This window comes from Amycolatopsis jiangsuensis, from assembly GCF_014204865.1.
Lineage (GTDB): Bacteria > Actinomycetota > Actinomycetes > Mycobacteriales > Pseudonocardiaceae > Amycolatopsis > Amycolatopsis jiangsuensis.
The window spans coordinates 70,173-94,428 of sequence record NZ_JACHMG010000001.1; the positions used below are offsets into that span (position 1 = coordinate 70,173).

The 24,256-nt window shown below is 70.0% G+C and carries 25 protein-coding genes, 2 tRNA genes and 1 pseudogene; 15 read left to right on the top strand and 13 right to left on the bottom strand.

The genetic code is table 11. The features are described from left to right. The first annotated feature begins 23 nt into the window (after nt 1-23). The 3 genes from BJY18_RS00370 to BJY18_RS00380 all read left to right on the top strand — a co-directional run bounded on the left by BJY18_RS00370 (nt 24) and on the right by BJY18_RS00380 (nt 3,549). A complete protein-coding gene (locus BJY18_RS00370; protein ID WP_184776738.1) occupies nt 24-1,097 on the top strand; it encodes a serpin family protein in 1,074 nt (357 codons plus the stop codon). Between the two features lie 77 nt (nt 1,098-1,174). Then, nucleotides 1,175-2,914 carry a glycosyl transferase gene (locus tag BJY18_RS00375; RefSeq protein WP_246459100.1) on the top strand — a complete coding sequence of 580 codons (1,740 nt, stop codon included), beginning with the start codon at nt 1,175-1,177 and terminating at the stop codon, nt 2,912-2,914. 68 nt (nt 2,915-2,982) lie between these two features. Next, nucleotides 2,983-3,549, top strand: coding sequence for a carboxymuconolactone decarboxylase family protein (locus BJY18_RS00380; protein ID WP_184776740.1), 567 nt, complete (start codon nt 2,983-2,985; stop codon nt 3,547-3,549). Here BJY18_RS00380 and BJY18_RS00385 read toward each other — a convergent pair. Continuing rightward, a complete protein-coding gene (locus BJY18_RS00385; RefSeq protein ID WP_184776742.1) occupies nt 3,512-4,123 on the bottom strand; it encodes a TetR/AcrR family transcriptional regulator in 612 nt (203 codons plus the stop codon). The two genes, BJY18_RS00380 and BJY18_RS00385, sit on opposite strands and share 38 nt — an antisense overlap. 101 nt (nt 4,124-4,224) lie before the next feature. Between BJY18_RS00385 and BJY18_RS00390 the strand changes: the two genes are divergently transcribed. Both BJY18_RS00390 and BJY18_RS00395 read left to right on the top strand, forming a co-directional pair. Beyond that, nucleotides 4,225-5,010, top strand: a complete 786-nt coding sequence (locus BJY18_RS00390) for an oxidoreductase (RefSeq protein ID WP_184776744.1) — start codon at nt 4,225-4,227, stop codon at nt 5,008-5,010. Between the two features lie 31 nt (nt 5,011-5,041). Beyond that, nucleotides 5,042-5,404, top strand: a complete 363-nt coding sequence (locus tag BJY18_RS00395) for a VOC family protein (RefSeq protein WP_184776746.1) — start codon at nt 5,042-5,044, stop codon at nt 5,402-5,404. Here BJY18_RS00395 and BJY18_RS00400 read toward each other — a convergent pair. Further along, the gene (locus BJY18_RS00400) at nt 5,388-6,326 is read right to left on the bottom strand and encodes a sigma-70 family RNA polymerase sigma factor (protein WP_184776748.1); all 939 of its coding nucleotides are present in this window, start codon (nt 6,324-6,326) and stop codon (nt 5,388-5,390) included. The genes BJY18_RS00395 and BJY18_RS00400 overlap by 17 nt on opposite strands. Before the next feature lie 52 nt (nt 6,327-6,378). Between BJY18_RS00400 and dnaG the strand changes: the two genes are divergently transcribed. Genes dnaG through BJY18_RS00415 form a run of 3 tightly spaced genes read left to right on the top strand, consistent with a single transcriptional unit; the run spans nt 6,379 to nt 9,632 of the window. Further along, nucleotides 6,379-8,289, top strand: coding sequence for a DNA primase (gene dnaG, locus BJY18_RS00405; protein WP_512699125.1), 1,911 nt, complete (start codon nt 6,379-6,381; stop codon nt 8,287-8,289). A gap of 1 nt (nt 8,290) precedes the next feature. Beyond that, complete coding sequence (locus tag BJY18_RS00410) at nt 8,291-8,812, top strand: hypothetical protein (RefSeq protein WP_184776751.1); 522 nt, start codon at nt 8,291-8,293, stop codon at nt 8,810-8,812. A 52-nt stretch (nt 8,813-8,864) separates the two neighbouring features. Next, nucleotides 8,865-9,632, top strand: coding sequence for a trans-aconitate 2-methyltransferase (locus BJY18_RS00415; protein ID WP_184776753.1), 768 nt, complete (start codon nt 8,865-8,867; stop codon nt 9,630-9,632). A gap of 47 nt (nt 9,633-9,679) precedes the next feature. On the opposite strand, the gene BJY18_RS00420 is transcribed toward BJY18_RS00415, so the two are convergent. Further along, entirely contained in the window at nt 9,680-10,246 is a 567-nt protein-coding gene (locus tag BJY18_RS00420) for a TetR family transcriptional regulator (protein ID WP_184776755.1), read from the bottom strand. A gap of 122 nt (nt 10,247-10,368) precedes the next feature. On the opposite strand from BJY18_RS00420, the gene BJY18_RS00425 reads away from it, so the two are divergent. Next, nucleotides 10,369-11,310, top strand: a complete 942-nt coding sequence (locus BJY18_RS00425) for an NADP-dependent oxidoreductase (protein WP_184776757.1) — start codon at nt 10,369-10,371, stop codon at nt 11,308-11,310. 54 nt (nt 11,311-11,364) lie between these two features. On the opposite strand, the gene BJY18_RS00430 is transcribed toward BJY18_RS00425, so the two are convergent. Then, on the bottom strand, nt 11,365-11,550 hold the full coding sequence (locus BJY18_RS00430; protein WP_184776759.1) for a hypothetical protein: 186 nt from the start codon (nt 11,548-11,550) through the stop codon (nt 11,365-11,367). 285 nt (nt 11,551-11,835) lie between these two features. Here BJY18_RS00430 and BJY18_RS00435 point away from each other — a divergent pair, with 285 nt between their 5' ends. Then, nucleotides 11,836-12,276: a MarR family winged helix-turn-helix transcriptional regulator gene (locus BJY18_RS00435; protein ID WP_184776761.1), complete on the top strand. Its 441-nt coding sequence runs from the start codon at nt 11,836-11,838 to the stop codon at nt 12,274-12,276. 198 nt (nt 12,277-12,474) lie between these two features. On the opposite strand, the gene BJY18_RS00440 is transcribed toward BJY18_RS00435, so the two are convergent. The 3 genes from BJY18_RS00440 to mhpA are packed head-to-tail and all read right to left on the bottom strand — an operon-like array spanning nt 12,475 to nt 15,900. Next, a complete protein-coding gene (locus BJY18_RS00440) occupies nt 12,475-13,404 on the bottom strand; it encodes a VOC family protein (RefSeq protein ID WP_184776763.1) in 930 nt (309 codons plus the stop codon). A 15-nt stretch (nt 13,405-13,419) separates the two neighbouring features. Further along, nucleotides 13,420-14,292, bottom strand: a complete 873-nt coding sequence (locus BJY18_RS00445) for a fumarylacetoacetate hydrolase family protein (protein WP_184776765.1) — start codon at nt 14,290-14,292, stop codon at nt 13,420-13,422. Between the two features lie 30 nt (nt 14,293-14,322). Next, a complete protein-coding gene (mhpA, locus tag BJY18_RS00450; RefSeq protein WP_184776767.1) occupies nt 14,323-15,900 on the bottom strand; it encodes a bifunctional 3-(3-hydroxy-phenyl)propionate/3-hydroxycinnamic acid hydroxylase MhpA in 1,578 nt (525 codons plus the stop codon). A gap of 109 nt (nt 15,901-16,009) precedes the next feature. Here mhpA and BJY18_RS00455 point away from each other — a divergent pair, with 109 nt between their 5' ends. Next, a complete protein-coding gene (locus tag BJY18_RS00455) occupies nt 16,010-16,705 on the top strand; it encodes a GntR family transcriptional regulator (RefSeq protein ID WP_184776770.1) in 696 nt (231 codons plus the stop codon). On the opposite strand, the gene BJY18_RS00460 is transcribed toward BJY18_RS00455, so the two are convergent. After that, nucleotides 16,706-17,542, bottom strand: a complete 837-nt coding sequence (locus tag BJY18_RS00460; RefSeq protein ID WP_184776772.1) for an NAD(P)H-binding protein — start codon at nt 17,540-17,542, stop codon at nt 16,706-16,708. Then, a complete protein-coding gene (locus BJY18_RS00465) occupies nt 17,539-17,916 on the bottom strand; it encodes a nuclear transport factor 2 family protein (RefSeq protein ID WP_246458712.1) in 378 nt (125 codons plus the stop codon). The genes BJY18_RS00460 and BJY18_RS00465 overlap by 4 nt, the downstream gene beginning before the upstream one ends. 132 nt (nt 17,917-18,048) lie before the next feature. Between BJY18_RS00465 and BJY18_RS00470 the strand changes: the two genes are divergently transcribed. Further along, nucleotides 18,049-18,642, top strand: a complete 594-nt coding sequence (locus BJY18_RS00470; protein ID WP_184776776.1) for a TetR family transcriptional regulator — start codon at nt 18,049-18,051, stop codon at nt 18,640-18,642. A gap of 194 nt (nt 18,643-18,836) precedes the next feature. On the opposite strand, the gene BJY18_RS00475 is transcribed toward BJY18_RS00470, so the two are convergent. The 3 genes and pseudogenes from BJY18_RS00475 to BJY18_RS00485 all read right to left on the bottom strand — a co-directional run bounded on the left by BJY18_RS00475 (nt 18,837) and on the right by BJY18_RS00485 (nt 21,267). Continuing rightward, the gene (locus BJY18_RS00475; protein ID WP_184776778.1) at nt 18,837-20,093 is read right to left on the bottom strand and encodes an IS256 family transposase; all 1,257 of its coding nucleotides are present in this window, start codon (nt 20,091-20,093) and stop codon (nt 18,837-18,839) included. A 205-nt stretch (nt 20,094-20,298) separates the two neighbouring features. Continuing rightward, a pseudogene (locus BJY18_RS00480) lies at nt 20,299-20,673 on the bottom strand (LacI family DNA-binding transcriptional regulator); the annotation flags it as partial. A 521-nt stretch (nt 20,674-21,194) separates the two neighbouring features. Further along, nucleotides 21,195-21,267 (bottom strand) — tRNA-Asn (locus BJY18_RS00485). Between the two features lie 161 nt (nt 21,268-21,428). On the opposite strand from BJY18_RS00485, the gene BJY18_RS00490 reads away from it, so the two are divergent. Continuing rightward, a complete protein-coding gene (locus tag BJY18_RS00490; protein WP_184776780.1) occupies nt 21,429-21,611 on the top strand; it encodes a hypothetical protein in 183 nt (60 codons plus the stop codon). A gap of 35 nt (nt 21,612-21,646) precedes the next feature. Here BJY18_RS00490 and BJY18_RS00495 read toward each other — a convergent pair whose 3' ends face one another. Beyond that, entirely contained in the window at nt 21,647-21,856 is a 210-nt protein-coding gene (locus tag BJY18_RS00495; RefSeq protein ID WP_184776782.1) for a hypothetical protein, read from the bottom strand. Between the two features lie 202 nt (nt 21,857-22,058). On the opposite strand from BJY18_RS00495, the gene BJY18_RS00500 reads away from it, so the two are divergent. Next, a tRNA-Ile gene (locus tag BJY18_RS00500) sits at nt 22,059-22,132 on the top strand. 1,811 nt (nt 22,133-23,943) lie between these two features. Beyond that, the gene (locus BJY18_RS00505) at nt 23,944-24,249 is read left to right on the top strand and encodes a transposase (RefSeq protein WP_184776784.1); all 306 of its coding nucleotides are present in this window, start codon (nt 23,944-23,946) and stop codon (nt 24,247-24,249) included. Nucleotides 24,250-24,256: the final 7 nt, after the last annotated feature.

Consider the following 24,256-nt stretch of genomic DNA (forward strand, 5'->3'; position numbering starts at 1 on the left):
GGGTGTTCCGGTACGGTCGCCGCATGGGTCTCGACAGTCATCTCGACCTCACGCTCGCGCTGCTCCGCGCGGCGTCGGCCGAGGGCGCCGACGCGTGCTTCTCGCCGTACTCGGCCGCCAGTGCGCTCGGGCTCGTGGCGCGGGCCGCTCGTGGACGTACCGGCGACGAGCTGGGCGCCCTGCTGGGCGACGACCAGGGTGAGCTGCTGCGCGCTGCCGCCGAAGTCGGTGACGAGGCGAAGCTCGCCGTCGCCAACACCCTGTGGGCCTCCGACCGGATCACTGTCGAAGCCGCCTTCCGCGACGAGCTGGCCGGCTGGCCCGGCGGCAAGGCCGAGACCGCGCCGTTCGCCACCGATCCGGGTGCCGCTCGCGAGCTGATCAACAACGACGTGGACCGCACCACCCACGGCCTGATTCCGCGGTTGCTCCCGGACGGTGCGGTGCACGCGGACACCCGCGCCAGCCTCGTGAACGCGCTCTACCTCAAGACCGCCTGGCGGCGTCCGTTCGCCGGATCCGCCACCGCGCCCGCGGAGTTCCACACCCCGGACGGCGTCCGCGAAGTGCCGACCATGCACCTGGAAGAGACGGTCGGGTACGCCCACGAGGACGGTTGGCAAGTCGTCACGCTCCCGGCGCAGGGTGGCGTCGAAGCGGCCGTTCTGCTGCCCGACGAGGGCCTGGCGACCGCCGAGCCGGCCCTCGACGCCCGCCTCCTGCGGCGGCTGCTGGAGAGCCCGAAGCGGCAGAAGGTCCGGCTCGCCCTGCCGAAGATCTCCCTCGACGTGCGCACCGACCTCGATCCGGCACTGCAGCGGCTCGGCGTGCACGAGCTTTTCACTCAGGACGCCGACCTCACCGGACTCAGCCCGGACCGTCCGCTGTGGGTGGACAGTGTGCTGCACCAGGCCGTGCTGAGGCTCGACGAAGAGGGCTTGGAAGGCGCTGCCGCCACCGCGGTCCAGATGCGCACCATGGCGCTGGTCGTGGCCGATCCGGTGGTGGTCACCGTGGACCGGCCGTTCCTGCTGCTCGTCCGCCACGCCGGGAGCGGTGCGGTGTACTTCTTCGCGCGGGTGGTGCGCCCGGCGTGAGCCTGTTCCGCCCGGAAGCGAGGACCGAGCTGATTCCCACCGTCCCCGCTGCCGGACCCCTCGCCGCCGCGCCGCGGATGCGCCGGTCCTGGGCGGACGCCGGGATCATCGGTGCCTACCTGCTGTTCGCGATCCTGCTGTTCGGCGGGCTCTGGGCGGACCTCGGCCAGGGCTACCTGTGGAACAGCGCCTCGGACCAGAACCTGTGGGAGTGGTTCTTCTCGGTGACCGCCAGGTCGGTGGTGCACCTGGAGAACCCGCTCAGCAGCGGGCTGCAGAACTATCCGCTCGGCGTGAACATGATGGCCAACACGGCCATGCTCGGCGTCTCCGTGCCGCTGACCCCGCTCACGCTCGTGTTCGGGCCCACGCTCACCTGGGCGATCGCGCTGACCGGCAGCCTGGCCGGCACGGCAGCCGCGTGGTACTGGGTGTTCTCCCGGCACCTCGTGGCGCACCGGTGGGCGGCCGCGGTCGGCGGGGCGTTCGCCGGGTTCGCGCCGCCGATGGTCTCGCACGCGAACGCGCACCCGAACTTCGTCGCCTGGTTCGTGCTGCCCTTCCTGGCGCTCAAGGTGATCCACCTCGCCAAGGGTCGCCGTCCGGTACGCAACGGGATCTGGCTGGGCGTGCTGAGCGCCTACCAGATCTTCCTCGGCGAAGAGCCGCTGCTGATCTTCGCGCTGGGCTTCGTGATCTTCGCGACCGCCTACTGCCTGTCGCGGCCGCGGGAGGTCGGTGCCATGGTGCGGCCGCTGGCGCTCGGCGGCGGGATCGCCGTGGTGCTGGCTCTGGTGCTGGTCGCGTTCCCGTTGTGGTGGCAGTTCTTCGGTCCGCAGAGCTACACCGGCCTCGAGCACGGGAAGGTCGGCAACGACACCGCCGCCTTCACCCGGTTCGCGACGCAGTCGGTCGCCGGCCAGCCGGAGGCGGCGGCCGCGGTGTCGATGAACCGCACCGAGGAGAACGCGTTCTTCGGCTGGCCGCTGATCGTGCTGATGGTCGTGGTGACGATCTGGCTGTGGCGTGAGGTCGTCGCGCGTTCGCTGGCGATCACCATGCTCCTCATGGCGTGGCTTTCACTCGGCTCCGACCTGACCGTGCTGGGCGAGGACAGCGGCGTGCCCGGGCCGTGGCGGCTGCTGGCGAACCTGCCGTTGTTCGAGTCCCTGCTGGAGTCCCGGCTCGCCATGGCCTGTGTGCCCGCGGTCGGCGCGTTGCTGGCGATCGCGACCGACCGGGTCTTCGCGGCGGCCGGGCCGCTGCCGGGGGAGAAGCGGCTGCCGGTGCGGCTGATCTGGCTGGGCGCGGTGGCCGCGGTGCTGATGCCGATCGCGCCGACCCAGCTGGTGGTGCACGACCGCCCGGCCACCCCGGCGTTCTTCGCCGACGGCACCTGGCGCGGCTACGTCGCCCCGGGCGGGACCGTGGTCCCGGTGCCGCTGCCCAGCTCGGGGGAGTCGGAACCGCTGCACTGGCAGGTCGACGCCGGACTCGAGTACCCGATGCCGGAGGGCTATTTCGTCGGGCCGAGCGGTCCGGACGACAAACGCGGCCGCTACGGCTCCTATCAGCGTCCGACGTCGGTGTTGTTCGACCGCGTCCGCGATTCCGGGGAAGCGCAAGGGGTCTCCGAGGCCGACCGCGACCAGGCGATCGCCGATCTGCGCTACTGGCACGCCAGCGTGCTGGTGCTCACTCCGCGGGACGGCGCGGACGCCTACCGCGCCACGGTGGATCTGTTGCTGCGCAAGCCGGGTCGGTACGTGGACGGGGTGTGGGTCTGGGACGTGCGGCCGATCACCGAGCCGCGCTGAGGTCCGCTGTCACATCCTCGCCGCGCGCCACGTCCTCCCTGCGAACCATCCGAGAAGGAGGACCCGACATGCCCCGTATCCCGGTCAAGCGGGCCGCCGAAGCCGGCCCGGTGCTCAAGCTCGTCTACCGGATCGCCGGACGCCGTTACGGCGCGGTCCCGGAACCGCTGGCGGTCGCCGCCCACCACCCCGCGCTGATGCGGACCAGCATCGTGCACGAAACCATGGCGCAGAAGGCGTCCACCCGGTTGCCGGGGAACGTGCGGGAGCTCGCGGTGTACCGCGTGGCCACCCGGATCGGCTGTTCGTGGTGCGTGGACTTCGGCACCATGCTGCAGCTTCACGAGGGCCTGGACATCGACCGCCTCAAGCACATCGACGACTACGCCACCTCGCCCGCGTTCACCCGCGGGGAACGACTCGCCCTCGCCCTCGCCGACGCGATGTCCGGCGAGACGGTCACCGTGACCGACGAGCAGATAGCCGAACTGGAGACCGAGTTCGGCCGGGCAGGCGTGGTGGAACTGACCTACCAGATCGCCCTGGAGAACTCGCGCGCCAGGATGAACAACGCGCTCGGCATCGTCGACCAGGGTTTCACCTCGGGCGAGGCGTGCCGGGTGCCGATGCCGTGAGCCCGTCGTGGAGCAGACCGGCGATGCGGCGGCTGTCGTCGTACCACTCGGGTGTGGCCTGGACCCCGCAGATCGAGCTGAGCGCGCGCAGCAGGGCTCGCCCGCTGATGTCGCCGCGCAGCGCGCCGTTCGTGGCACCCGCGGTGAGCAGCTCCGACATCGTCGACTCCATGGCGGCGCGGGCCTCGTCGAAGACGGGCGACGCGGTGGCCATGATCGCTTCGAAGATGACGGCCAGGCCGCGGCTCGCCGCGGCGTGGTCGACGAGGTCCAGCAGGAACAGCCGCAGTGCTTCGGCCGGGCCGTGCTCGCCGGCCTTGGCCAGCCCGGCGGCGCAGAGTTCGTCGACCTCACCGCGGTAGACCTCGGCGAGGACCGCTTCCCGGGTTTCGAAGTGCCGGTAGAGCGTGCCCACCGAGACGCCCGCCCGCTGCGCGATCTCCTCGACCCGGATCTCGGTCTCTCCGGCGCGGAACGCTTCGCGGGCGCTGGCGAGCAGCGCGTCGCGGTTGCGTCGCGCGTCGGCGCGCAGCGGGCGGCCCGAAGCGCCCGACCGCCGGGACGGGTCCGTCATCGTGCTTCCTTCCGACTCCGCACCGGGGTGCGCGACAAAGGTGAACCCGACTCCGTATAGTTTCCGGAGTCAAGTTCACCTTACCGTGTCAGGAGCAGCCAGTGCCGAGCTCACCCTCTTCCGTCGACGGTCTCGATGATCTCCGGGTCCTGGTCACCGGCGGCAGCCGCGGCCTGGGCGCGGCCACAGCCGCCCGGTTCGTCGATGCGGGCGCCCAGGTGCTCGCCACCGCGCGGAGCGCACCCGCCGATCCCGATCCGCGGATCCACTTCCTGACCGGCGACCTCGGTACGCAGGAGGGTGCCGCGGCCGTGGCCCGGCAGGCACTCGAGCACGCCGGTGGCATCGACGTGCTCGTCGACAACGCGGGCAGCGCCACCCCGCCGATCGAGACGGTCCGCCGTGACGACGAATCGTGGCTGGCCGATCTGAACGCCAACCTGCTCGCCGCGGTCCGGCTCGACCGGCACCTGGTGCCCGGGATGGTCGAACGCGGCAGCGGGGTCGTCGTCCACGTCTCCTCGGTCGCCAGCCACCTGCCGCAACCCGGTGAGGTCTCCTACGCCGCGGCCAAGGCCGCCCTCAACGTCTACAGCCGGGGACTGGCCACCGAGGTCGGCCCGCACGGGGTGCGGGTGCTCACCGTCGTTCCCGGGTTCGTCGTCACCGACGGCGCGCTCGAGCACCTGAGCGGGATCGCCGAGGCACGGGGTGTCGAGGTCGGCCAGGTGCGGCTGGACCTCGCCGAGGAGCTGAAGATCCCGATGCGCCGTCCCGGAGACCCCGAGGACGTGGCCGAGCTGATCGCCTTCCTCGCCTCCCGCCGCGCGAAGTGGCTGACCGGAGGCGAGTACCGGGTCGACGGCGGCATCCTGCCGACCGTCTGAAAGAAGCACCGTCCGAAAAGGAGTAATACCGATGACCACCACGAGCCTCGCTTCGGTCACCATGGACTGCGCGGATCCCGTGCCGCTGGCCGCCTTCTGGGCGGGCATGACCGGCGGGGAGGTCACGTTCAGCAGCCCGCGGTTCTGCGCGGTCGAAACGCCGGCGCTGTACCTGTCCGCCGTGGCTGTGGACGACTACCGGCCGCCCACCTGGCCGACCGGTGCGCGTCCCCAATACCTGCACCTCGACCTGACGACGCCCGACCTCGACGCCGCCGAGGCGGAAGCGCTCGCGCTCGGTGCGGCCAAGGAACCGCAGCAGCGCGAACCGGACCGCTTCCGCGTCTACCGCGATCCGGCAGGTCACCCCTTCTGTCTCAGGAAGGCCGGGTGACGCGGGTCAGCTTGTCCGGGTTGGCCACGTCGTAGACGGCGACGATCCGGCCGTCGCGCAGGCTCATGGACTGCACGTGCTCGTCGAGCGCGAGGAAACCCCCGCGGCCGGGCATGGGCGGCAGCCACAGGCCGAGGTCGCCGTTGACCAGCACCGGTGCGCCGCGGGTGAGCATTTCCGGGTCGTACTTGCGCAGCAGGCCCAGGAAGAACCGGGCGATCTTGTCCGGGCCGACCACGAGCTGGCGGGCGGTACGGGCCTTGCCGTCGGAGTCGCCGATCAGCACCACGTCCGGGTGCAGCAGTTCGGTGACCGCGGCGATGTCGCCGGCCAGCAGCGCGGTGACGAACTTCTCCAGCACCTGCTGCTGTTCGGCGAAGCCGGCGCGCGGCGGCGGGTCGGCCTGCTCCAGCGCCCGCCGTCCGCGCGACCCGTGCTGGCGCGCGGCGGCCGGGGTGCAGCCGAGGATGCCACCGATCTCGGCGAACGGCACGCCGAAGGCGTCGTGCAGCACGAAGGCCACCCGCTGCTCCGGGGAGAGCCGGTCGAGGACCACCATCGCGGCCATCCGCAGGCCGTCGTCCCGCACCGCGGCTTCCAGCGGATCCTCGCCCGGCGGAGCGCCGAAGGGCGTGACGACCGGCTCCGGCAGCCACTGGCCCACGTACCGTTCCCGGCGCGCGGTCGCCGAGCGGAGCCGGTCCAGGCAGATCCGGCCGACCACCGTGGTCAGCCAGCCACGCAGGTCGCGGATCGCGGCGCGGCCGGCGTCGTCCAGTCCGGCCAGCCGCAGCCAGGCCTCCTGGACCGCGTCCTCGGCGTCCGCCCGGCTGCCGGTGAGCCGGTAGGCCACGCCGACCAGATGGGGCCGATGCCCGGTGAACTCGCCGGCGTAGTGCTCCAGTGCGGGGTTGGCGCGCATGAGCCCGAGTGTGCCGCACGGCCGCGGGAGGGGGAGAACTATGGTGGTCACCGTGGCAGGACGGATTCGGGAGAGCGACATCGCTCAGGTGCGTGAGCGCAACCGGATCGACGAGGTCGTGGGGGAGTATGTCGCGCTGCGGCGCGCGGGCGGGGGCAGCCTGAAGGGCCTGTGCCCGTTCCACAACGAGAAGACCCCGTCGTTCAACGTGCGCCCCACCCACGGGACCTTCCACTGCTTCGGCTGTGGCGAGGGCGGCGACGTCATCAAGTTCATCCAGAAGATCGACCTCGTGTCGTTCGTCGAGGCGGTGGAGCGGCTGGCCGACCGGGTCGGCATCCGGCTGAACTACGAGGGTGGCGGCGCCACCGTGCAGCGCGACCGGGGCACCCGCTCGCGGCTGATCGAGGCGCATCGCGCGGCCGGCGAGTTCTACATCGAGCAGCTGGTCACCGACGAGGCGCGGGCGGCGCGGGACTTCCTGTCCGAGCGCGGGTTCGACGCCGCGGCGGCCAAGCAGTTCGGCTGCGGCTACGCCCCCGGCGGCTGGGACAAGCTCACCAAGCATCTGCTCAACCGCGGGTTCGAGGTCAAGGAGCTGCTCGCGTCCGGGCTGTCGAAGGAGGGCCAGCGCGGGCCGATGGACCGGTTCCACCGGCGGCTGGTGTGGCCGATCCGCGACGTCGGCAATGATGTGGTCGGTTTCGGCGCCCGACGGCTGTTCGACGACGACCGGATCTCGGCGAAGTACCTCAACACCTCCGAAACGCAGATCTACAAGAAGTCCCAGGTGATGTTCGGCCTCGACCAGGCCAAACGCGAGATCGCGAAGCGGCATCAGGTCGTGGTCGTCGAGGGCTACACGGACGTGATGGCGATGCACGCGGCCGGTGTGCCGACCGCGGTCGCCTCGTCCGGCACCGCGTTCGGCGAGGACCACATGAAGGTGCTGCGCCGGTTGATGATGGACGACGACGCCTTCCGCGGTGAGGTGATCTTCACCTTCGACGGCGACGAGGCCGGCCAGAAGGCCGCGCTCAAGGCTTTCGAGGGCGACCAGACCTTCGCCGGGCAGACCTACATCGCGGTCGCCCCGGACGGGATGGACCCGTGCGAGCTGCGCATCGCGAAGGGCGACGGCGCGGTGCGCGACCTGGTGGCCCGCCGCACGCCGCTGTTCGAGTTCGTGATCAAGAGCATGCTGAAGCAGTTCGACCTCGACGCGGTCGACGGCCAGGTCTCCGCGCTGCAGAAGACGGTGCCGATGGTTGCCGCGATCAAGGACCGGGCCAGCCGGGACGGCTACGCCTCGAAGCTGGCCTGGTGGGTCGGCTGGCAGGACGTGGCGCAGGTGGTCAACCGGGTGCGCGGGGCGGCCGGTGCGGCGGCCCGGCGGGGCCCGGCCGAGCCCGCGCGACGTCCGGCGGCGCGGCAGGAGGCGCCCGAGCCCGCGCCGCAGCAGCAGGATCTGCCGCGGCCCGCGCCGAAGGACCCGCGGTTCCACGCGCAGCGCGAGGCGTTGAAGGCCGCGCTGCAGCAGCCGTCGATCGCCGGTCCGGAGTACGACTCCTTGCCTGAAGAGGCGTTCACACATCCGGTGTACGTCGCAGTGCACCTGGCGGTGCTGAAGGCGGGCGGTGCCGCTTCCGGGCTCACCGGTCCGGCGCTGCTGGACGCCGCGGAGCAGCACTGTCCGGAAGGGACAGTCCGCCGGGTACTCAGCGAGCTGGCGGTGGAACCGTTGCACGCCAAGGGAGAAGTGGACTCGCGCTACATCTCCGGTGTGCTCGCCGGGGTGCAGGAGAGCCTGGTGGGGCGGCAGATCGGCGAGATCAAGTCGAAGCTGCAGCGGCTGTCGCCGGTCGAGGCGCCCGACGACTACCGCGCGCTGTTCGGCGATCTGGTCGCGCTGGAGCAGTACCGGAAGGCGCTGCGCGAGCAGGCCTCGAGCGGATGGGACTGACGTGGGGCTGCTGAGCCGTTTCTTCGGCCGCGGATTGCCCGAGGGGTTCGGCGGCGAGCTGGCCGACGGCGAAGAGGTGATCGCCGCGGCCGCAGTCGAGGGCGGCGGCCACCTCGTGGTCACGACGCTGGGGCTGTGGATCCCGTCCGGGACGGGCGCGCGGCGGGTCGGCTGGCACCTCGTGGGCAAGGCGAGCTGGGGCGAGGACGGCTTCACGCTCACCGAATCCGAGGAGACCAGCCGGGCCGGCGGGGTGGTGGTGCTGGCCGACCGGGAACCGGTGCGGTTCCGGCTGCCGGAGCCCGGCAGGGTTCCGCACCAGGTGCGGCTGCGCGTCGACGGGTCGATCCGTGCCCGGCATCGCCAGGAGTTCCCGGACGGCGGCGCGTGGTTCGTGCAGCGCAAGGTGCCCGGCCGCGACGGCACGGTTCTGCAGGTCCGCCCGGATCCGGGTACCGATCCGGCGCTGGTCGAGGCGGTCGCGGCGGAGGCCGCGGACAAGCTGGCCGACCCGGGGCAGTAGCAGTACGCTCGTACTCGGTACGAGCGTACTGCGAGCAATCCGGGAGGCTGCGATGTGGGATCCGGCGAAGTACCTCGACTACGCGGACCTGCGCGCGCGGCCGTTCTTCGATCTGGTCGGCCGGATTCCGGCTGTGTCGCCGCGCCGGGTCACCGACCTCGGCTGTGGACCGGGAAACCTGACGGTGGACCTGGCCCGCCGCTGGCCGGACGCGGTACTGGAGGCGGTGGACAGTTCGCCGGAGATGGTGGCCGCGGCCCGCGAACGGGGAGTGACCGCCGAGGTCGCGGACGTCCGTTCGTGGGAACCGCGCCCGGACACCGACGTGGTGGTGTCGAACGCGGTCCTGCAGTGGGTGCCGGGTCACGACGAGCTGCTGCGCCGCTGGGTCACCCAGCTCCCGCCCGGGGCGCACCTGGCGGTCCAGGTGCCGGGTAACTTCGGCGCGCCGTCACACCGGATCGTGCGCGACCTCGCGGCTTCGCCGTCCTGGCGGTCGAAACTCGGCTCGGCGAATCTGCGTGCCGAAGACGCCGTGGCGACGCCGCGGGCCTACGCCGATCTGCTCGCCGACGCCGGATGTGCCGTGGACGCTTGGGAAACCACGTACACGCAACCGCTCACCGGCCCGCGTGCGGTACTGGAGTGGATCACCGGCACCGCGCTGCGCCCGGTCCGGGCCGCGCTGCCGGACGCCGAATGGGCCGCCTTCCGTGAGGAACTTGCCCCGCTTCTCGACGAGGCCTATCCGACCCGCCCGGACGGTACGACGTGGTTCGAGTTCCGGCGGATCTTCTTCGTGGCCCGTACCCCCGGGTAAGACTTCGCCCCCCGCCGCGTGCCCGGTCCGGTTCGCTGCCGGCTGGCTCAACCGGCGGAAGTCAGAGCCCGGAGCCGCGTCAGTGAAGCGCGGATGACGTCGGGCAAAGCGCCCGGCTCCGCGGACCCGGTCCACTGTTCGAAAGCGACGCGATACACCGCGACCCCGGTTTCGGCGGCCAGAGCCGCCTCGAAGGCGTCGGCGCCACGGCGACGCAGTCCGTCAGCCAGGATGCGCGAAATCGATGCGTGCTTGATCAGCTCACGTTCGCGAAGTTCGGCGTTGGCCGTGATCACCGTCTGCCGCTTCCGCGCGAAGTCGTGGTTTTCGCCGATCGCGGCGGCCACAGCGTCGAGCGCGGTCATGACAGCGTCCATCGCCGAGGACGAGGCCGGTGCCTCTTCCACGGCGGCAAGAGCGGTCTCCTCCAGGCCGGACGAGCCGTCGAAGAGCACCTCGCGCTTGTCGGCGAAGTGACGGAAGAAGGTACGGGCGGTGACGCCGGCCCGTTCGGCGATTTCGGCCACCATGGTCTGCTCGAAGCCGCGCTCCAGGAACAGCGTCAGCGCCGCGTCGCGCAGCCGGTCCCTGGCGCCGGGCTCCCATCGTGCCACGCCGCGAGTTTACGGGACGTCACTCGATCGCGGGCAATGATGTCACCTGATGACATCGCCGTGCTACAGTGATGTCATCAGGTGACATCACTGGACAGGCGTCACTGCAGGAAGGGATTTCGATGACCACGATGAAGCGCATCCAGTACCACCGGTACGGCGGGCCCGAGGTCCTGCGGCTCGAGGAGTTCGCACCGGCCCGGCCCGGGGCCGGCGAGGTCCTGGTCCGCGTGCGGGCGGCCGCGGCGAATCCGATGGACTGGGGGATTCGCGGTGGCGCCATGAAGATGGTGACCGGCCGCAAGTTCCCGCGCGGGCTGGGGCACGACTTCGCGGGCGTCGTCGAGGCGGTCGGCGAGGGTGTCGACCGGATCGGCGTCGGGGACGAGGTGCTCGGCGGAGCACCGATCAGCACGTCCGGCGCGTTCGCTGAGCTGGTCATCGCCGAGGCGAAGGGGGTCGTGCGCAAGCCGGCGAACCTCTCCTGGGAGGAGGCCGCCGCGCTTCCCACCGTCGCGCTGACTGCCTACCAAGCCTTGTACGACAAAGGAAAGCTGCAGCCCGGGCAGGCTGTGTTCGTGCACGGAAGCTTGGGCGGCGTGGGCCGGTCGGTCACCCAGCTCGCGCTGGCGCGGGGTGCCTCGGTGGGCGGGAGCTGCCGGGCGTCCGCCGCGGCCGAGGCGCGCGAGCTGGGTCTGTCCCCGGTGGTCGACTTCGACTTCGATCCGGAGCCGCTGAGCAACCGGTTCGACGTCGTGGTCGACACCGCGGGCAAGCTCCCGTCCGCGGCGGGACGGAAGCTCCTGAAGCCTGGCGGTCACCTCGTCGGCGTGCACCCCACGCCGGCGAACATCGCGAAGAGCGCGCTGCCCGGGCCCTTCAAGGTGCAGATCACCCGCACTGTCACCAAGGACCTGGAGGAAGTCGCGCGAGCGGCCGGGCAGGGCACGCTCCGGCTGCCGATCGCCCGTACCGTGCCGCTCACGGAGGCGATCGCGGCCTTGACCGAACTCGAGCTCAAGGGCACTCCCAAGGGTGGCAAGCTGGTCATCACGACCGGCTGACGGGGCCCCGCCGCCACCGGGCACCGGCTCGGCGGGCGGCCCCTTCGGCCGCGCCTAGAAGATCGCCTGCGGGTTCACCGGCACCCCGGTGCCACCGCGCAGCCGGGGCGGCGCGATGGTGAGCAGGAACGCGTATCGCCGGAGTTCGGCGCAGACCGCGGCCAGCTCCTCGACCTCGGCGCCGTCGATCAGTGGCAGGCCGAGGCGGGCCAGCCCGATGAGGTGCAGCGGCAACGCCACCTGCGGGTCGACCCGGGATGCGCGTCCCCGATGTCGCCGGCGTAGACCGAGACGTCGCGGCGCCGCATCCAGGCCACCGCGTCGACAGTCATGCCGGGGATCGGGGTTGCCGCGTCCCGCGAGAAGGTCCCCCCGACTGGGCCAGCCGCAAGGCCGCGGTGAGCCCGACCGGACCGGCGCCCGCGATGAGGACGTCCACGTCATAGCCTGTCATGGCATTACTGCCTCTCTGTGTCAGCTTTGCTGACGCAGGACGCTGCGCCCCGTGCGAAAGGAGCGCAAGCAATGAACGCCGAGGATCACGCGGAGGTGGACCTGCCGCTCATCACGCTGCTGCAGCGAGGTGCCCGCTGGTTCTCCGAGGAGTTGCAGGAGCGCTTGAACGCCGCAGGCGTGGCACCCATCACTCCGGCGCACGCGGCCGTGCTCGCGCACCTGAACCCCGAGACATCGCTGAGCATCGCCGAGCTCGCGCGCCGTGCCGGCGTCACCCGCCAGACAATGCATCGCGCTGTCACACAGCTCGTCGAAGAAGGCCTGTTGACCAGTACGCCGGGGCCGGGGTTCCCGCGCAGCACCCTCATCGGATTGACCGCCGCGGGTTGCCGGCGTTCTCAGGTCGCGTCTGACGTCCTTCGTGACCTGGAAGAAGATCTCGAGAGCCGGCTGGGTCCCGCAGGACTGACGGAGTTGCGCGCCGGCCTGACGCGCGCGTGGCCACGATGAGGTACCGGCCAGGTCGAACCGTGGGCTGCAGACCATCGGTCAAGGCGGTGCGCGCACTGTCCTCAGTGGATTTCGATCCGTCCGGGTACAAGGGCCCGGTCCGCGGTCGAGTTCCGCTCGCGGTAGCCCGACGTGCGCGACGCTGATGCTCCTGCCATGCAGGATATGGTACCTGCAATACGCGTCACCGTGGAGCGGTCATCCGCCCTTCACCGAATGCGCGCCGGTCATCAGGGCGGCGAGATCGTCGGGGTGCAGGAACGACGGCGGGGGCGGCGGACCCCAGGCGTACAGCCCCTGGAGGCCGTGGAGGACCTCCGGGCTCCACAGTTCGTCCTGCGGGATGGTGTCCATGTCGGAGTAGTACTCGGAGAAGTTGCCGGCCGGATCCTTGAGGTACCAGAAGAAGTTCGCGCCGGCGTGATGGCGGCCCAAACCCCAGATGTGGCGTTCGGGGTTGTCCTCGAGCATGGCCTGGGCGCCCCGGCCGACCTCGTCGATGTCGTCGACCTGCCAGCTGGTGTGGTGCAGGAAGTCGACCGGCGCGGCCATCACGAGCACGTTGTGGTGCTCGACCGAGCAGCGCAGGAACGCGGCCCGGTCACCCATGTAGTCACTGACCTTGAACCCGATGCCCTCGGTGAAGAACTTCATCGTGGTCTCGAGATCGGTGCTGCCGAGCACGGCGTGGCCGAGCTTGCGCGGGCGGACCGGTTCGGTGCGGGTGAGAAACGGCGCCCGGCCCCACCGGTCGATCCGGCCCGGTCCGTTGTAGAGCGTCGCGGGCGGCACCGGATCGACGGTGATCCGGTCCCGGACCGCGACCCGCACGGTGGTGCCGGTGATCAGCTCCGTGGCGCGCAGCGAGTCCCCGTCGTGCTCGACGGGGACCCCGAGCTTCTGCAGACGGCGGGTGATGGCGGCGATGTCGTCCCGGTCGTCGGCCGCGACGGTCAGCTCGGCGAGCCGCCGCATGGGGGAGTGGACGATCCGGAGCTGCTCGCCGCCGTCGCGGGTGGCGAACCTCCCGTCGCCGCGGTGGTCGAGGCCGAAGTCGGTGTAGTAGGCGATGGTTTCCTCGACATTGGGGACGCCGATGGTGACCTTGCCCAATCCGTGCAGTGCCATGGCTGGTGGTCCTTCCTACTTCCGGTCCGCGGCGACGAACCTCTGGTGCAGTTCGCCGATCCCTTCGATCCAGCTGTCGAGCTTTTCGCCGGCCTGGATGAACCGCTGCGGTTCGCGCCCCACGCCGACGCCGGCCGGTGTGCCGGTGAACACGACATCGCCCGGGTACAGCGTGACGGTCTGCGACAGGCCGGCGATCACCTTGGCCACCGGGAAGATCAGGTCCCGCGTCCGTCCTTTCTGGACTTCTTCGCCGTCGAGGCTGCAGCCCAGTTCGAGGTCGTCGCGGTGCCGGAACTCGTCCGGCGTCACCAGCCAGGGACCCTGCGGGGAGAACCCGGCGAAGGACTTGCCGAGGCCGAACTGCGGGGCCGGTCCGCGCAGCTGCGAGACCCGTTCCGAGAGGTCCTGGCCCACGGTCAGCCCCGCGATGTGCGCCCAGGCCTCGGATTCGGCGATCCCGCTCGCCCAGTGCCCGATCACCGCGACGAGCTCGACCTCCCAGTCGACGTGGCCACCCGGGGGCAGCACGACCTCGCTGTCGGGTCCGGAAAAACTCGACACGTACTTGGTGAACACCGGCGGAAGATCGGTGGGCCGGTCGAATCCGGATTCGGCGGCGTGCGCGTCGTAGTTCAGCCCGATGGCGAAGACCTGACGGGGTGCCGGCGACGGCGGCCCCAGGCGTGCGCGGTCGACCTCGGCGGCTTCGAAGCCGGCCGGGTCGAAGGTGGCTGCCCATCGGGTGACGTCGTCCCACGCGGGATACACCGACGGCAGATCGGGTCCGAAGCGTCCGTCCGAGGCGGTGGCGAGGTCGATGGCCTTCTCGGTGCCCCGCTCGCCGACGATGAGCGTGGCCCGGCCGTCGAGGTTCGCGATACGCATGCGGTGGTCTCCTCCTGGATCGAATCGGTTTCAGGCCGTGGCGGCGTGCCTCGGACCGGTGGTGCGCACCCGGTCCAGGAACGTCGTGACGAGCCGCGTGAGGTCGCTGTGGTCGGCGATGGCGCCGAAGACGTAGTGATCGGGCCGGATGAGGACCGCGCTGATGCCGTGCGCGCCGAACCACCGGGTCCAGGCCCCGGTCGGATCGCCCAGCTCGGGCGTCCCGGCCGCTCCGACGCTGAGCACCCGGATCCCGGCCGCGTCCGCCAGGTCGCGGACCGCGGGGTCCGCGGCGGGGGCGTCGACGCTGATCAGCAGCACCGTGCCGTAGCCGGTCAGCTCGTCGAGCAGGTCCCGGGTGCCCGCCCGCTGCACCGGGAACTGGGGCGCGAGCGTGCCACGCACCGCCTCGACATCGATGGCGTCGCAGGTGATTCCCTTGCCGAGCACCGGTTTGGCGCTCACCGGCAGCACCCGCTGCGGATCGGCGCCACCGGCGATCATGCGGGCATCGCGTTCGGCGGCCTGCTGTTCGTCGAGGACGCAGATGACGCGACCCAGCTCCACGGACATGGCGATCGCGTGCTGGATGTGCGCGCTGCGTTCGGGGGTGTACGAGTCCAGCAGCGTGCGGTCGGAGGCACCGCGCAGCACCCGGTCGAGCTTCCAGGACAGGTTGGCCACGTCACGGAGACCGGAACACATGCCCTGCCCGGCGAAGGGCGGCATCTGGTGCGCTGCGTCGCCCGCGATGGCGAGCCGTCCGCGGCACCACTGGTCGGCCCAGCGGGCCGCGAAGGTGTACACGGCGTGCCGTTCGATCGTGGTGTTGTCCGGCGTGCGTTCCCATTTCGCGAGCAGTTCCCACGCCTTCTCCACGGAGTCGAGCTCGTGGCGGTCCTCGCCGGGCAGCCGCATGAACTCCCAGCGGCGCCGTCCGGGGCCGCCGGAGACGATGGTCGTCGGACGCGCCGGGTCGCACAGCTGCCAGTTCTGCGGCGACCACTCCCGATCGTCGAGCGGGACGGTGTCCACGATCAGCCAGTCGAAGAAGAAACCCTGGTCGTGCATGGTGACGCCGAGGCATTCGCGGACGAAGCTGTTGGCGCCGTCGCAGCCGACGACGAACCGGCCCCGAGCGCGGCCGCGGTCGCCGTCCGGCCCGGCGAACGTCACCAGGACGTCGTCGGCGTTCTCCTCGATGCCCACGACCTCGGCCCCGCGCGTCACGCTCACCCCGGGCAGCGCCTCGGCCGCGTCCGCGAGCACCTGTTCGAGCTCGGGCTGGGAGAAGAAGCTCGCGGTCGGCCAGCCGCTGGGTCCGATCCCGGACCAGTCGATGCGCACCAGGGGTTCACCCGAGGCGTTGCGCCACTCGTAATGGTCGGGGACGGCCGCGGAGACCGCCCGGATCTCGTCGGACAGGCCCAGGGACTGGAAGATCCGGCCGATCTCGTCGTCGAAGTGCACCGCCCTGGGCAGTGCGTAGGGCTCCGGCCACCGTTCGAGCACGCGTACGTCGTGCCCGCGGAGACCGAGTGCGCGGGCGAGCGTCAGACCGACCGGCCCGGCGCCGACGATCACCACGTCGTGAAGTGTCTCCTGCATCGTTGCTCTCCACCTCAGGCTGCTGAACCCTGTCTACACCCGCATGTTCGACCTGACAAGAAACTTTCGAAAGTCAGGACGACAATCGTCTCCTGCTAGGGTGCTGGTCATGAGCAGGACCGCCGGCACCACCCGCACGGAAAGCGTCTATGGGCGGCTTCGCGCCGACATTCTCGGCGGCCGGCTCGTGCCAGGGCAACGGCTCAAGTTTCCCGAGCTGCCGCAGCACTACGCGTCCAGTGTGGGCGCGACCCGTGAGGCGCTGACCCGGCTGGCCGGTGAGGGGCTGGTCCGAAGCCAGCCCAACCAGGGCTACACGGTCACCCCGCTGTCACACGAGGATCTCGCCGATCTGACGCTCGCCCGCGTGGAAGTCGAGTCCCGCGTGCTGTGGCTGTCGGTGCTGCACGGAGACCTGCAGTGGGAGGCGCAGGCCGTGGCCGCGCACCACCTGCTCGAGCGCACCCCGTACCGCAACCGGAGCGACCCGGACCACCCGAGTGACGAGTGGTCCGAGGCGCACGCGGCTTTCCACCGGGCGCTGCTGGCCGGCTGCCCGAACCGGCGGCTGCTGAGCACCGCGCGCGGCCTGCGGGAGGAGGCCGAGCTCTACCTGCACTGGTCGGTGTCCTTCGGCCACGAGCCCGACCGGGACGTCGCCTCGGAGCACCGGGCACTCGTCGAGGCCGCCACGGCCCGCGACGCCGACCGCGCCGCGGAGCTCCTGCGCGACCACATCGCCCACACCGCCCAGCTCGTCATCCGCGGCGCGCCGGACGAGCCGAACCCCAGCCGTACCGCGTGATCAGATGCGGTACGCGCTTTCCCGTTCCAGGCAGGCGCGGAACGCGTGCGGAGGCCGGCCGGTGACGCGCTCGACGGTGTCGGTGACGCGGTCCTCGGCGCCGCCGGCGATGGCGCGGTCCAGGTCGGCCAGCAATTCGGCGAACTCCGGCGGTAGCGCTTCCGCCAGCCGGTCCCGCATCTGTTCGTGGGAAACGTGGTGGTGCACCACGGGCCGGCCGGTGACATCGCTGAGTACTGCCGCGACGTCGTCGTAGCTGAGGGTCTCCGGTCCGGTGAGCACGAGATCGGTGTTGGGGGCTTGGCCGCCGGTCAGCGCGTCTGCTGCGACGGCGGCGATGTCCTCAGCGTCGACGAAGCCGATCCGTCCGGTACCGGTGGCGGTCTGGAGTTCCCTGCTCTCCCGGACGCTGACCGCGTGCGGATGCCCGCCGGTGAAGTTCTGCATGAACCAGGAAGGTCGTAGCACGGCCCATTCCCGGAACAGGGCGGGCAGGGCACTGTGCACTGTCCCCGCCGCGGGGCCGCCCTCGGGGATGGCCGACGAGCTCAACAGCACCACGCGCTGCACGCCGGCGTCGCGGGCCTGACGCAGGAAGGGCAGCATGACCGGCGCCGGATCCAGCTCGCCCACCGGCGGTATCAGGTAGACGCGGTCGGCTCCGTCCAGGGCAGGGCCGTGGGTGGCCGGCTCGTACCAGTCGAAGCGCGCCGGTTCGGCATCCGGCACCGGTGTCGCGGCGCGGCTCGCTGCCCTGACCCGGTGGCCGGCGGCGATCAGCCGGGCGGCGGTGCGGCTGCCGGTGGTGCCGGTGGCGCCGAGGACCAGCACGTTCACCGGCTGCTGCCGGTGAAGTCCGCGCCGGGTTCGAGGACTCCGAGGGGATTCCAGTAGTCGCGGTAGCCGGTGAACTGTCCATTCCGGACGGTCACCACGGCGATGTAGGTCATGTCGTAGGGATTGCCGGTTTCCACCAGCCTGCCGACGCCACGCATCTCGGCCACGATGGTCTCCGGATCGGTGGTCTGGTGGATCCGCAGGTCCGGGATCTCCCGCAGGTCGATGTGCTTGTCGTAGCCGTCGAGGTAGGCCGCGATCGCCTCCTTGCCCGCCAGGTGCTTCGGCCAGCCGGGGGGAGCGAACGGGAAGTCCATCGTGCCCTCCGGTGCCCACAGGTCGATCCAGGCGGGAATGTCCTTGTCCAGCAGCAATCGCAGACTGTGGCGGTACAACTCGGCTGGAGTGCGGTCTGGGTGCACGGTATCCTCCGTAACGTCAGTAGTGGACCCTTGGTCCGGTATCGAAGATACGGACTCGCGGTCCGTATTGCAACGGGAGGGCTCGTGCCGGAGCGCAAACCACGCAAGGACGCCGTCCGCAACCGCGCGGCGGTGCTGGCGGCCGCGGACGCGCTTTTCGTGGCTCGCGAAAGCACCGAGGAGATCACGATGGCCGACGTCGCCGCGGCTGCCGGCGTCGGCAAAGGAACGTTGTTCCGGGCCTTCGGTGACCGCACCGGATTGATCCGCGCGCTGTACGAGTCACGGCTCGAACCGCTGGTGGAAGCCGTGGAAACGGGTCCGCCGCCACTCGGAGCGGCCGCCCCGCCGCGAGACCGCGTCCCCGCCCTGCTCGATGCACTCCTGTGCTTCAAACTCGACAACCGCGGTCTCATGCTGGCGCTGGAAGGCACCGACAGTGCCAGCCCCTACACGGCGGCCAACTACGACTGGTGCCACACCCTGCTGCGTACCCTGCTGAGCCGGATTTCCGGGGTGACGCACAGCGATTTCACCGCCCACGCCCTGCTCGCCGCGGTCCGCGCCGACCTCGTCGAACATCTGGCCGCCCACGAAGGACAGTCACGCGAAACGATGCGGGCGGACCTGGCCGGCTTCGTCAGTCAGGTCCTGGACTCGCGACCACTTCCACGGTGACGCAGGGGGTTCCTCTGCTGCCGGATGGCGTGCGCGGTCAGGTGCGGCGGCCGGCAGCGTGGAGGCGCGCACCGCCAGCTCGGGACGTGCTGATGGTCGTGGTGCGGGTCGGTCGTCTCTCGGATCAGTAGTGCCGGGTCACGTCCGGCGGAGTGGTGTATGAGATCGACTCCGCGTGATCTTGGTTCGGGATTCTAGGCGGTTATTGCCTCGGTTGTCATGAGTGCCTCGCTGCCGGTCGGTGCGGCTTCGGTGGTGACGATGCGGATGCGTGAGCGGGCCAGTAGATCGAGGCCCATGTAGCGGCGGTTCTCGGTCCACTCATCACTCTGTTCGGCCAGGACGGCGCCGACGAGGCGGATCAGGGAGTCGCGGCCGGGGAAGATCCCGACCACGTCGGTGCGACGGCGGATCTCCTTGTTCAGTCGCTCTTGAGGGTTGTTCGACCAGATCTGGCGCCAGACCTCGCGCGGATATGCGGTGAACGCCAGCAGCTCATCGCGGGCGTTGTCGAGGTGCTCGGCTGCGTCGGGCCAGCGCGCGGTGAGAGTGTCGACCACGCGTCCGTACTGGGCTGTGACGGCGTCGGCGTCGGGCTGGTCGAAGATCGTGCGCACCTGCGTAGCGACATGCGGCTGCGCCGACTTCGGAACACGGGAGAGCAGGTTACGCAGGTAGTGGGTGCGACACCGCTGCCACGCCGCACCCGGCAACGCCGAGGCGATCGCCGCCACCAAGCCGGGATGGGCGTCGGAGATGACGAGCTGGACCCCGGACAGGCCGCGGGCGACCAGACCGCGCAGGAACGCCAACCAGCCCGCTCCGTCCTCGCTGGAGGCCACATCCAGGCCGAGGATCTCGCGGTGCCCGTCGGCGTTCACCCCGGTCGCGAGCAGCGCGTGCACGTTGACCACCCGGCCGTCTTCGCGGACCTTCACCGTGAGCGCGTCGACCCACACGAACGTGTACGGGCCCTGGTCGAGCGGGCGCTCGCGGAACGCGGCGACCTGCCCGTCGAGGTGCGTGGCCATCTCGCTGACCTGCGAACGCGACAGCGACTTCACCCCGAGTTGTTCGGCCAGCTTCTCCACCCGCCGGGTGGAGACACCGAGTAGGTAGGCCGTGGCCACGACGGTGACCAGGGCCTGCTCGGCGCGGCGGCGGTGGGTCAGCAGCCAGTCCGGGAAATAGGAGCCCTGGCGCAGCTTCGGCACCGCCAACTCGATCGTGCCCGCTCGGGTGTCCCACTCCCGGGCCCGGTAGCCGTTGCGCTGGTTCGTCCGCTCGCTGCTGCGCTCGCCATAGCCGGCCCCGCACTGCTGATCGGCCTGCGACGACATCAACGCGTTCGCCATCGTCGCGATCATCGTCTGCAACAGATCCGGCGACACACCCGCCGAGGCGAGCTCCTCGACAAGCTGGGCAGGGTCCACACTGTGTGGTGCGGCCATCGTGGTGGTCCTTCCTGGAGTTCCTTGGTCGGTACTCGAGAAAGATCACGCGGTGGCCGTCTCACGTCACGACGCCACGCCGCTCACCAGCGACGAACCCGTACACCACCTCCGCGGACGTAACCTAGTGCCGCCGCGGTACGGCCGAGACCGAGCCGCGGCTGCCGGACGGAGGTGAGGGGGACGGTCGCGGCGGCGGGCAACCCGGCGAGCCGAGGTCGACGGGCGTGATCAAGATGCCTTGCACTCGTTGCTGTTCCAACCGGTGGAGGTAGGCCGCTTCGCGTTCGGCCAGGTTCGCGCTGTTGCACATGAACAGCGACAGACTCGCCTCGTCGGCGGCTTCTTCCATGCCGGCCGCGACGTCGGAGCAGAACGGGTTGTGTCCGTCGAGCATGACGTAGGCGAGAAACCGGCTGTGCCGGGCGCGCAGCTGCCGGGCGGATTCGTTGCGCACGAACCGCAGCTCGGCCATCGCAGCCTCGACCCACGCCCGGGTCCGCGGGCTGACCCGGTCCGGCCGGTCGAGCACGTTGGAGACCGTGCCGAGCGAGCCGCCCGCGGCGGCGACGTCCTTGATGCCGGCAGCCCGGCTGAGGGCCCCGGAGCCTGTTTCCCGGGCCGGACGCCGGTCGCCGCCTGGCCCGGGCCGGGAAGTGTCCACAGCGGACCTGTGGTTGTCCACTCTGGACCGATCAGGCGTCCAGTGTGATGGCGGGGGAGGTCAGGTCGGGGCGGCTCGACCTGTCCGAGGTGCATCGGTTCCCGAACGGCGGAGTCCGTGCCGGCGGCACGGTGCACTGGGACGCGCTGAGTATTCTCCGCGAGACGCCGACCGGTGTGCGGCGGGCACACCGGGACGCCCCGCTGGCCGCGATCGGCATCGATTCGTGGGCGGTCGACTACGGATTGCTCGGCGCCACTACCGGCCACGCGGCGGCGACTGGGCGGCCGCCGAAGAACAACTCGCGCGGTCGACGACGAGGTGAGCACGCGGCGAGCCGGTCACCGCGAAGCGCGGGCTGCGCACTGCTTCTGGGAGAGGGTGCCGCGTCGCCGGTGGACATGAAAAAAGTCCAGGTCGCTGACCTGGACTTTGTGCTCCCCCGCTTGGACTCGAACCAAGAACCCTCCGGTTAACAGCCGAATGCTCTGCCAATTGAGCTACAGGGGAATGTCGCTCGTTCAGCCGGACCGCTCCGGCTGATGGAAGAACTTTAACGCATGCCCCGCCATCCCCGTGAAGGGGGGTCGGTGCGTCGGCGTCCCGCGCGCGGGGGTGGTTTGCTGGACAATGGAGAGTCGGAAGTCCGACTGACGAGAGGTGTGGCCGCCGTGAAGAAGTTCCTGCTGGGTGTGGGCCTGGGGTACGTGCTGGGCGCCAAGGCCGGCCGGGGACGGTACGAGCAGATCGTGCGCACCTACCGCCGGCTGGCCGATCACCCGATGGTGCAGGGCGCGGCCGGGGTCGCCCGCGCGAAGGTGGAGGAGCAGTTCGGCCGGGGCCGCGGGGCCTGAGTGTCACCGTCCTGTGGGGCTCGTCCGGGCGAAGGTCACCGAGCCCGTGGACGCCGCCCCAGTTCGTCGTCGAGAATCGCGGCCAGCCGCCGTCGTGCACGCTGGAGTGCCCGGCACGCCGTGTGCGCCAGCGCGACCACCGCCATCGCCACGATGTCGGCCAAGGCGCGCGTCGCCGGATGGTGGATCAGGGCATCGCGGTACTCGCGCAGGAGGTACCCCGTTGCGAGTCCGATGGTGAGCACGGTCGCATCGCCAGCCGGACGTGCGGTGTGGCACCCGTCAAGCCCGCCTCCTCGCCGTCGTCCCCCTGACAATCCGGGCGAACCGGACACTCCCGGGTCCGCTCACGCCCTGTTCGGAGCACGCATCGGCCCAGACGCCGCACTGTGATAGGTTGGATCGAACTGAGACGAATGTGCATGTGCAAACGCGCGCGCCGGTCTCGGGCCGGTAGCTCAGTTGGTTAGAGCAGGGGACTCATAATCCCTTGGCCGCGGGTTCGAGCCCCGCCCGGCCCACTGACAGGAATGTAGTCTTCACCTGCGGATTCCGTCGTTATCGGTGGTTTTGTTGTCTGTCTGCCAGTAAGTGCGGTGCTCATTCGGTGCTCCTGTGTTGTGGACGGCCGGTGATGGATCTGCGGTCCGAGACCGCGACTGTCTCGATGGGCATGTGGCCGCCACGGCAGGGGCGTCTTGCATGTTCAGATGAGCCAGAGGGTGCGGGCCATCTCGGTGCACTGTGTGCCCGGTCGTCCGGGGATGGCTGTCGCTCCACCAGGGATCATGATCTTGATCTGGCTTTGCGGACAAGTGTCAACCTCCTCGTTCCGTGAACCTGCGGGGCGCCGGACCGGATGGCTTCCTGGCAGCCGGTGGCTTCGGCTGAGGACGATCCTGAGAGTTGGTGGGGTGCTGTTAACCGGAGGGTTCTTGGTTCGAGTCCAAGCGGGGGAGCAAAGCCCAGGTCAGAGACCTGGGCTTTTTTGCTACCCGTAAGTAGGGGCGACTTAGTGTCGATTTTGACGGTCGTCCAAGCGGTCGGCTGTCGGGGCCGCCGGTGGTCCGCTGCCGTGTCGGGTGGCGGTTCGAAGTCGTGGGGTGGTGCTGCGTTGGCCGCGGTCGATCTTGGTGCGCTGTTCCTGCTCGTTCTGTCGATTCGTCGCATGACTCGTGCTTGCCCGCGCCTGTGGTGCCTTCAGGTTTGACGATCGAGCCCTGGGGCCGCGTTGGTGTGCGCGGGCAGGCTGCTGCCGCGCGTGTTCGAGGCATCGCTGCGCGGTTCGGGTCATGCAGGCGTCGAGTTCGTTGCGGTTGAGGTGATCAATGTGGGCTGCGGGTGAAACATTGCAGCGATGAGGAGGGCCGGTCGCAAAGGCGTGGTGCCCCGGTCTGGTGCGTTATCCGGAGATCCTGCGCTCGGACGTCAATCATCGTGTGGCGAACCGCGATCGGGTGCCGGCTTGTGCCGTATGGGCGCTGTGGTCGAGCTAAAGATGCGAAGTTTAGTTTAATTGCTGCCGGAGCCTTCTTTTCCGGTGTCAATAGGTGTGGCGAAAGTGGGCGGAGAATGATCTGCTGGGCTGCATTCTTCGAAAGAGCGTCAAAGTGGTTGAGGCAGCGCTTCCGCCGAGCTATTCAGCTGGTCGTGTTGCGGCACTGTCCTGTACTGCAGGGGTCGCGTGGCTGGGTGTCCTGACCTGCGGGAACAGCACTGCTGACCCCCTCACTGCCAGAATGGTCCGGATATGTGTCTGACCTGCGATTATCGAGAATCTACTGGGCGGACGCTGTCGTTGGCTGCGGTTGAGTGGAGTTCAATGCCGGTGGGCGTTGTTGGAATCATGGGTTTGCTCCAGTTTTGCTCCAGGGTAATTCGCGTGAATGTGCATCGCGTGCGCATCTCGTGGCGGTTATTAGTCAGGTTTCTGGGCAAGGAGAGGGCCATCGTGCAGTCGGGGTCTGCCGTCAGGAGGTAAGCGTGAGGACTGCCTCGATTGCACGTATCAACTTGTTTCCGTACGGGTTCGGGTGATGCGCGCCGGACGTGAAAGGTCGATGTTGGGAGCCAGGAACCAGGGCGCGCCTGCCGGCGGATGAGGCCGGGCTGGCTGAGGTGGTCCGCGTGATGGTTGTCGCGGTCCATGCTTCGGCGGTGCCACCGGGTGGGGCTCATTGCCCGTTCTGGTGTTTCGTGGCTTGGAGGTGGTGGCTAATTCGCGGTGGGGCTACGACGTTGGTAGTGGGCCGTTCGTGCTGGCGGGTGAGGTTCCCCCGCTTTGACGGAGAGCTCCAAGCCATGGTCCGATAGGGCCGGAAGGAGGACATCAGTGGCGGCACCGAAGAAGTACTCCGACGAGTTGCGGGCCCGGGCGGTCCGGCTGTACCGGGAGTCTGACCCGAAGCCGGTGATCCGGAAGCTGGCCGAGCAGCTCGGCGTGCATCACGAGGCGTTGCGGAACTGGATTCGCCAGGACGAGGCCGATCGTGGTGAGCGAGCCGACCGGCCGACCAGTGAGATGGTCGAGGAGAACAAGCAGCTGCGCAAGCGGGTCGCGGACCTGGAGCGGGTCAACGCCGTGCTGCGTGATGCGAGCGCGTATTTCGCCTCCGAGATCGGCCCGACCCGGAGGTGATGATGCG

Coding starts and splice junctions, on each gene's coding strand:
- BJY18_RS00395 (WP_184776746.1), top strand. CDS start 5,042: ATGACCACCACGAGCCTCGCTTCGGTCACCATGGACTGCGCGGATCCC.
- BJY18_RS00425 (WP_184776757.1), top strand. CDS start 10,369: ATGACCACGATGAAGCGCATCCAGTACCACCGGTACGGCGGGCCCGAG.
- BJY18_RS00440 (WP_184776763.1), bottom strand. CDS start 13,404: ATGGCACTGCACGGATTGGGCAAGGTCACCATCGGCGTCCCCAATGTC.
- BJY18_RS00385 (WP_184776742.1), bottom strand. CDS start 4,123: ATGACGGACCCGTCCCGGCGGTCGGGCGCTTCGGGCCGCCCGCTGCGC.
- BJY18_RS00435 (WP_184776761.1), top strand. CDS start 11,836: ATGAACGCCGAGGATCACGCGGAGGTGGACCTGCCGCTCATCACGCTG.
- BJY18_RS00445 (WP_184776765.1), bottom strand. CDS start 14,292: ATGCGTATCGCGAACCTCGACGGCCGGGCCACGCTCATCGTCGGCGAG.
- BJY18_RS00400 (WP_184776748.1), bottom strand. CDS start 6,326: ATGCGCGCCAACCCCGCACTGGAGCACTACGCCGGCGAGTTCACCGGG.
- BJY18_RS00370 (WP_184776738.1), top strand. CDS start 24: ATGGGTCTCGACAGTCATCTCGACCTCACGCTCGCGCTGCTCCGCGCG.
- BJY18_RS00475 (WP_184776778.1), bottom strand. CDS start 20,093: ATGGCCGCACCACACAGTGTGGACCCTGCCCAGCTTGTCGAGGAGCTC.
- BJY18_RS00380 (WP_184776740.1), top strand. CDS start 2,983: ATGCCCCGTATCCCGGTCAAGCGGGCCGCCGAAGCCGGCCCGGTGCTC.
- BJY18_RS00455 (WP_184776770.1), top strand. CDS start 16,010: ATGAGCAGGACCGCCGGCACCACCCGCACGGAAAGCGTCTATGGGCGG.
- BJY18_RS00375 (WP_246459100.1), top strand. CDS start 1,175: ATGCGCCGGTCCTGGGCGGACGCCGGGATCATCGGTGCCTACCTGCTG.
- mhpA (WP_184776767.1), bottom strand. CDS start 15,900: ATGCAGGAGACACTTCACGACGTGGTGATCGTCGGCGCCGGGCCGGTC.
- BJY18_RS00415 (WP_184776753.1), top strand. CDS start 8,865: ATGTGGGATCCGGCGAAGTACCTCGACTACGCGGACCTGCGCGCGCGG.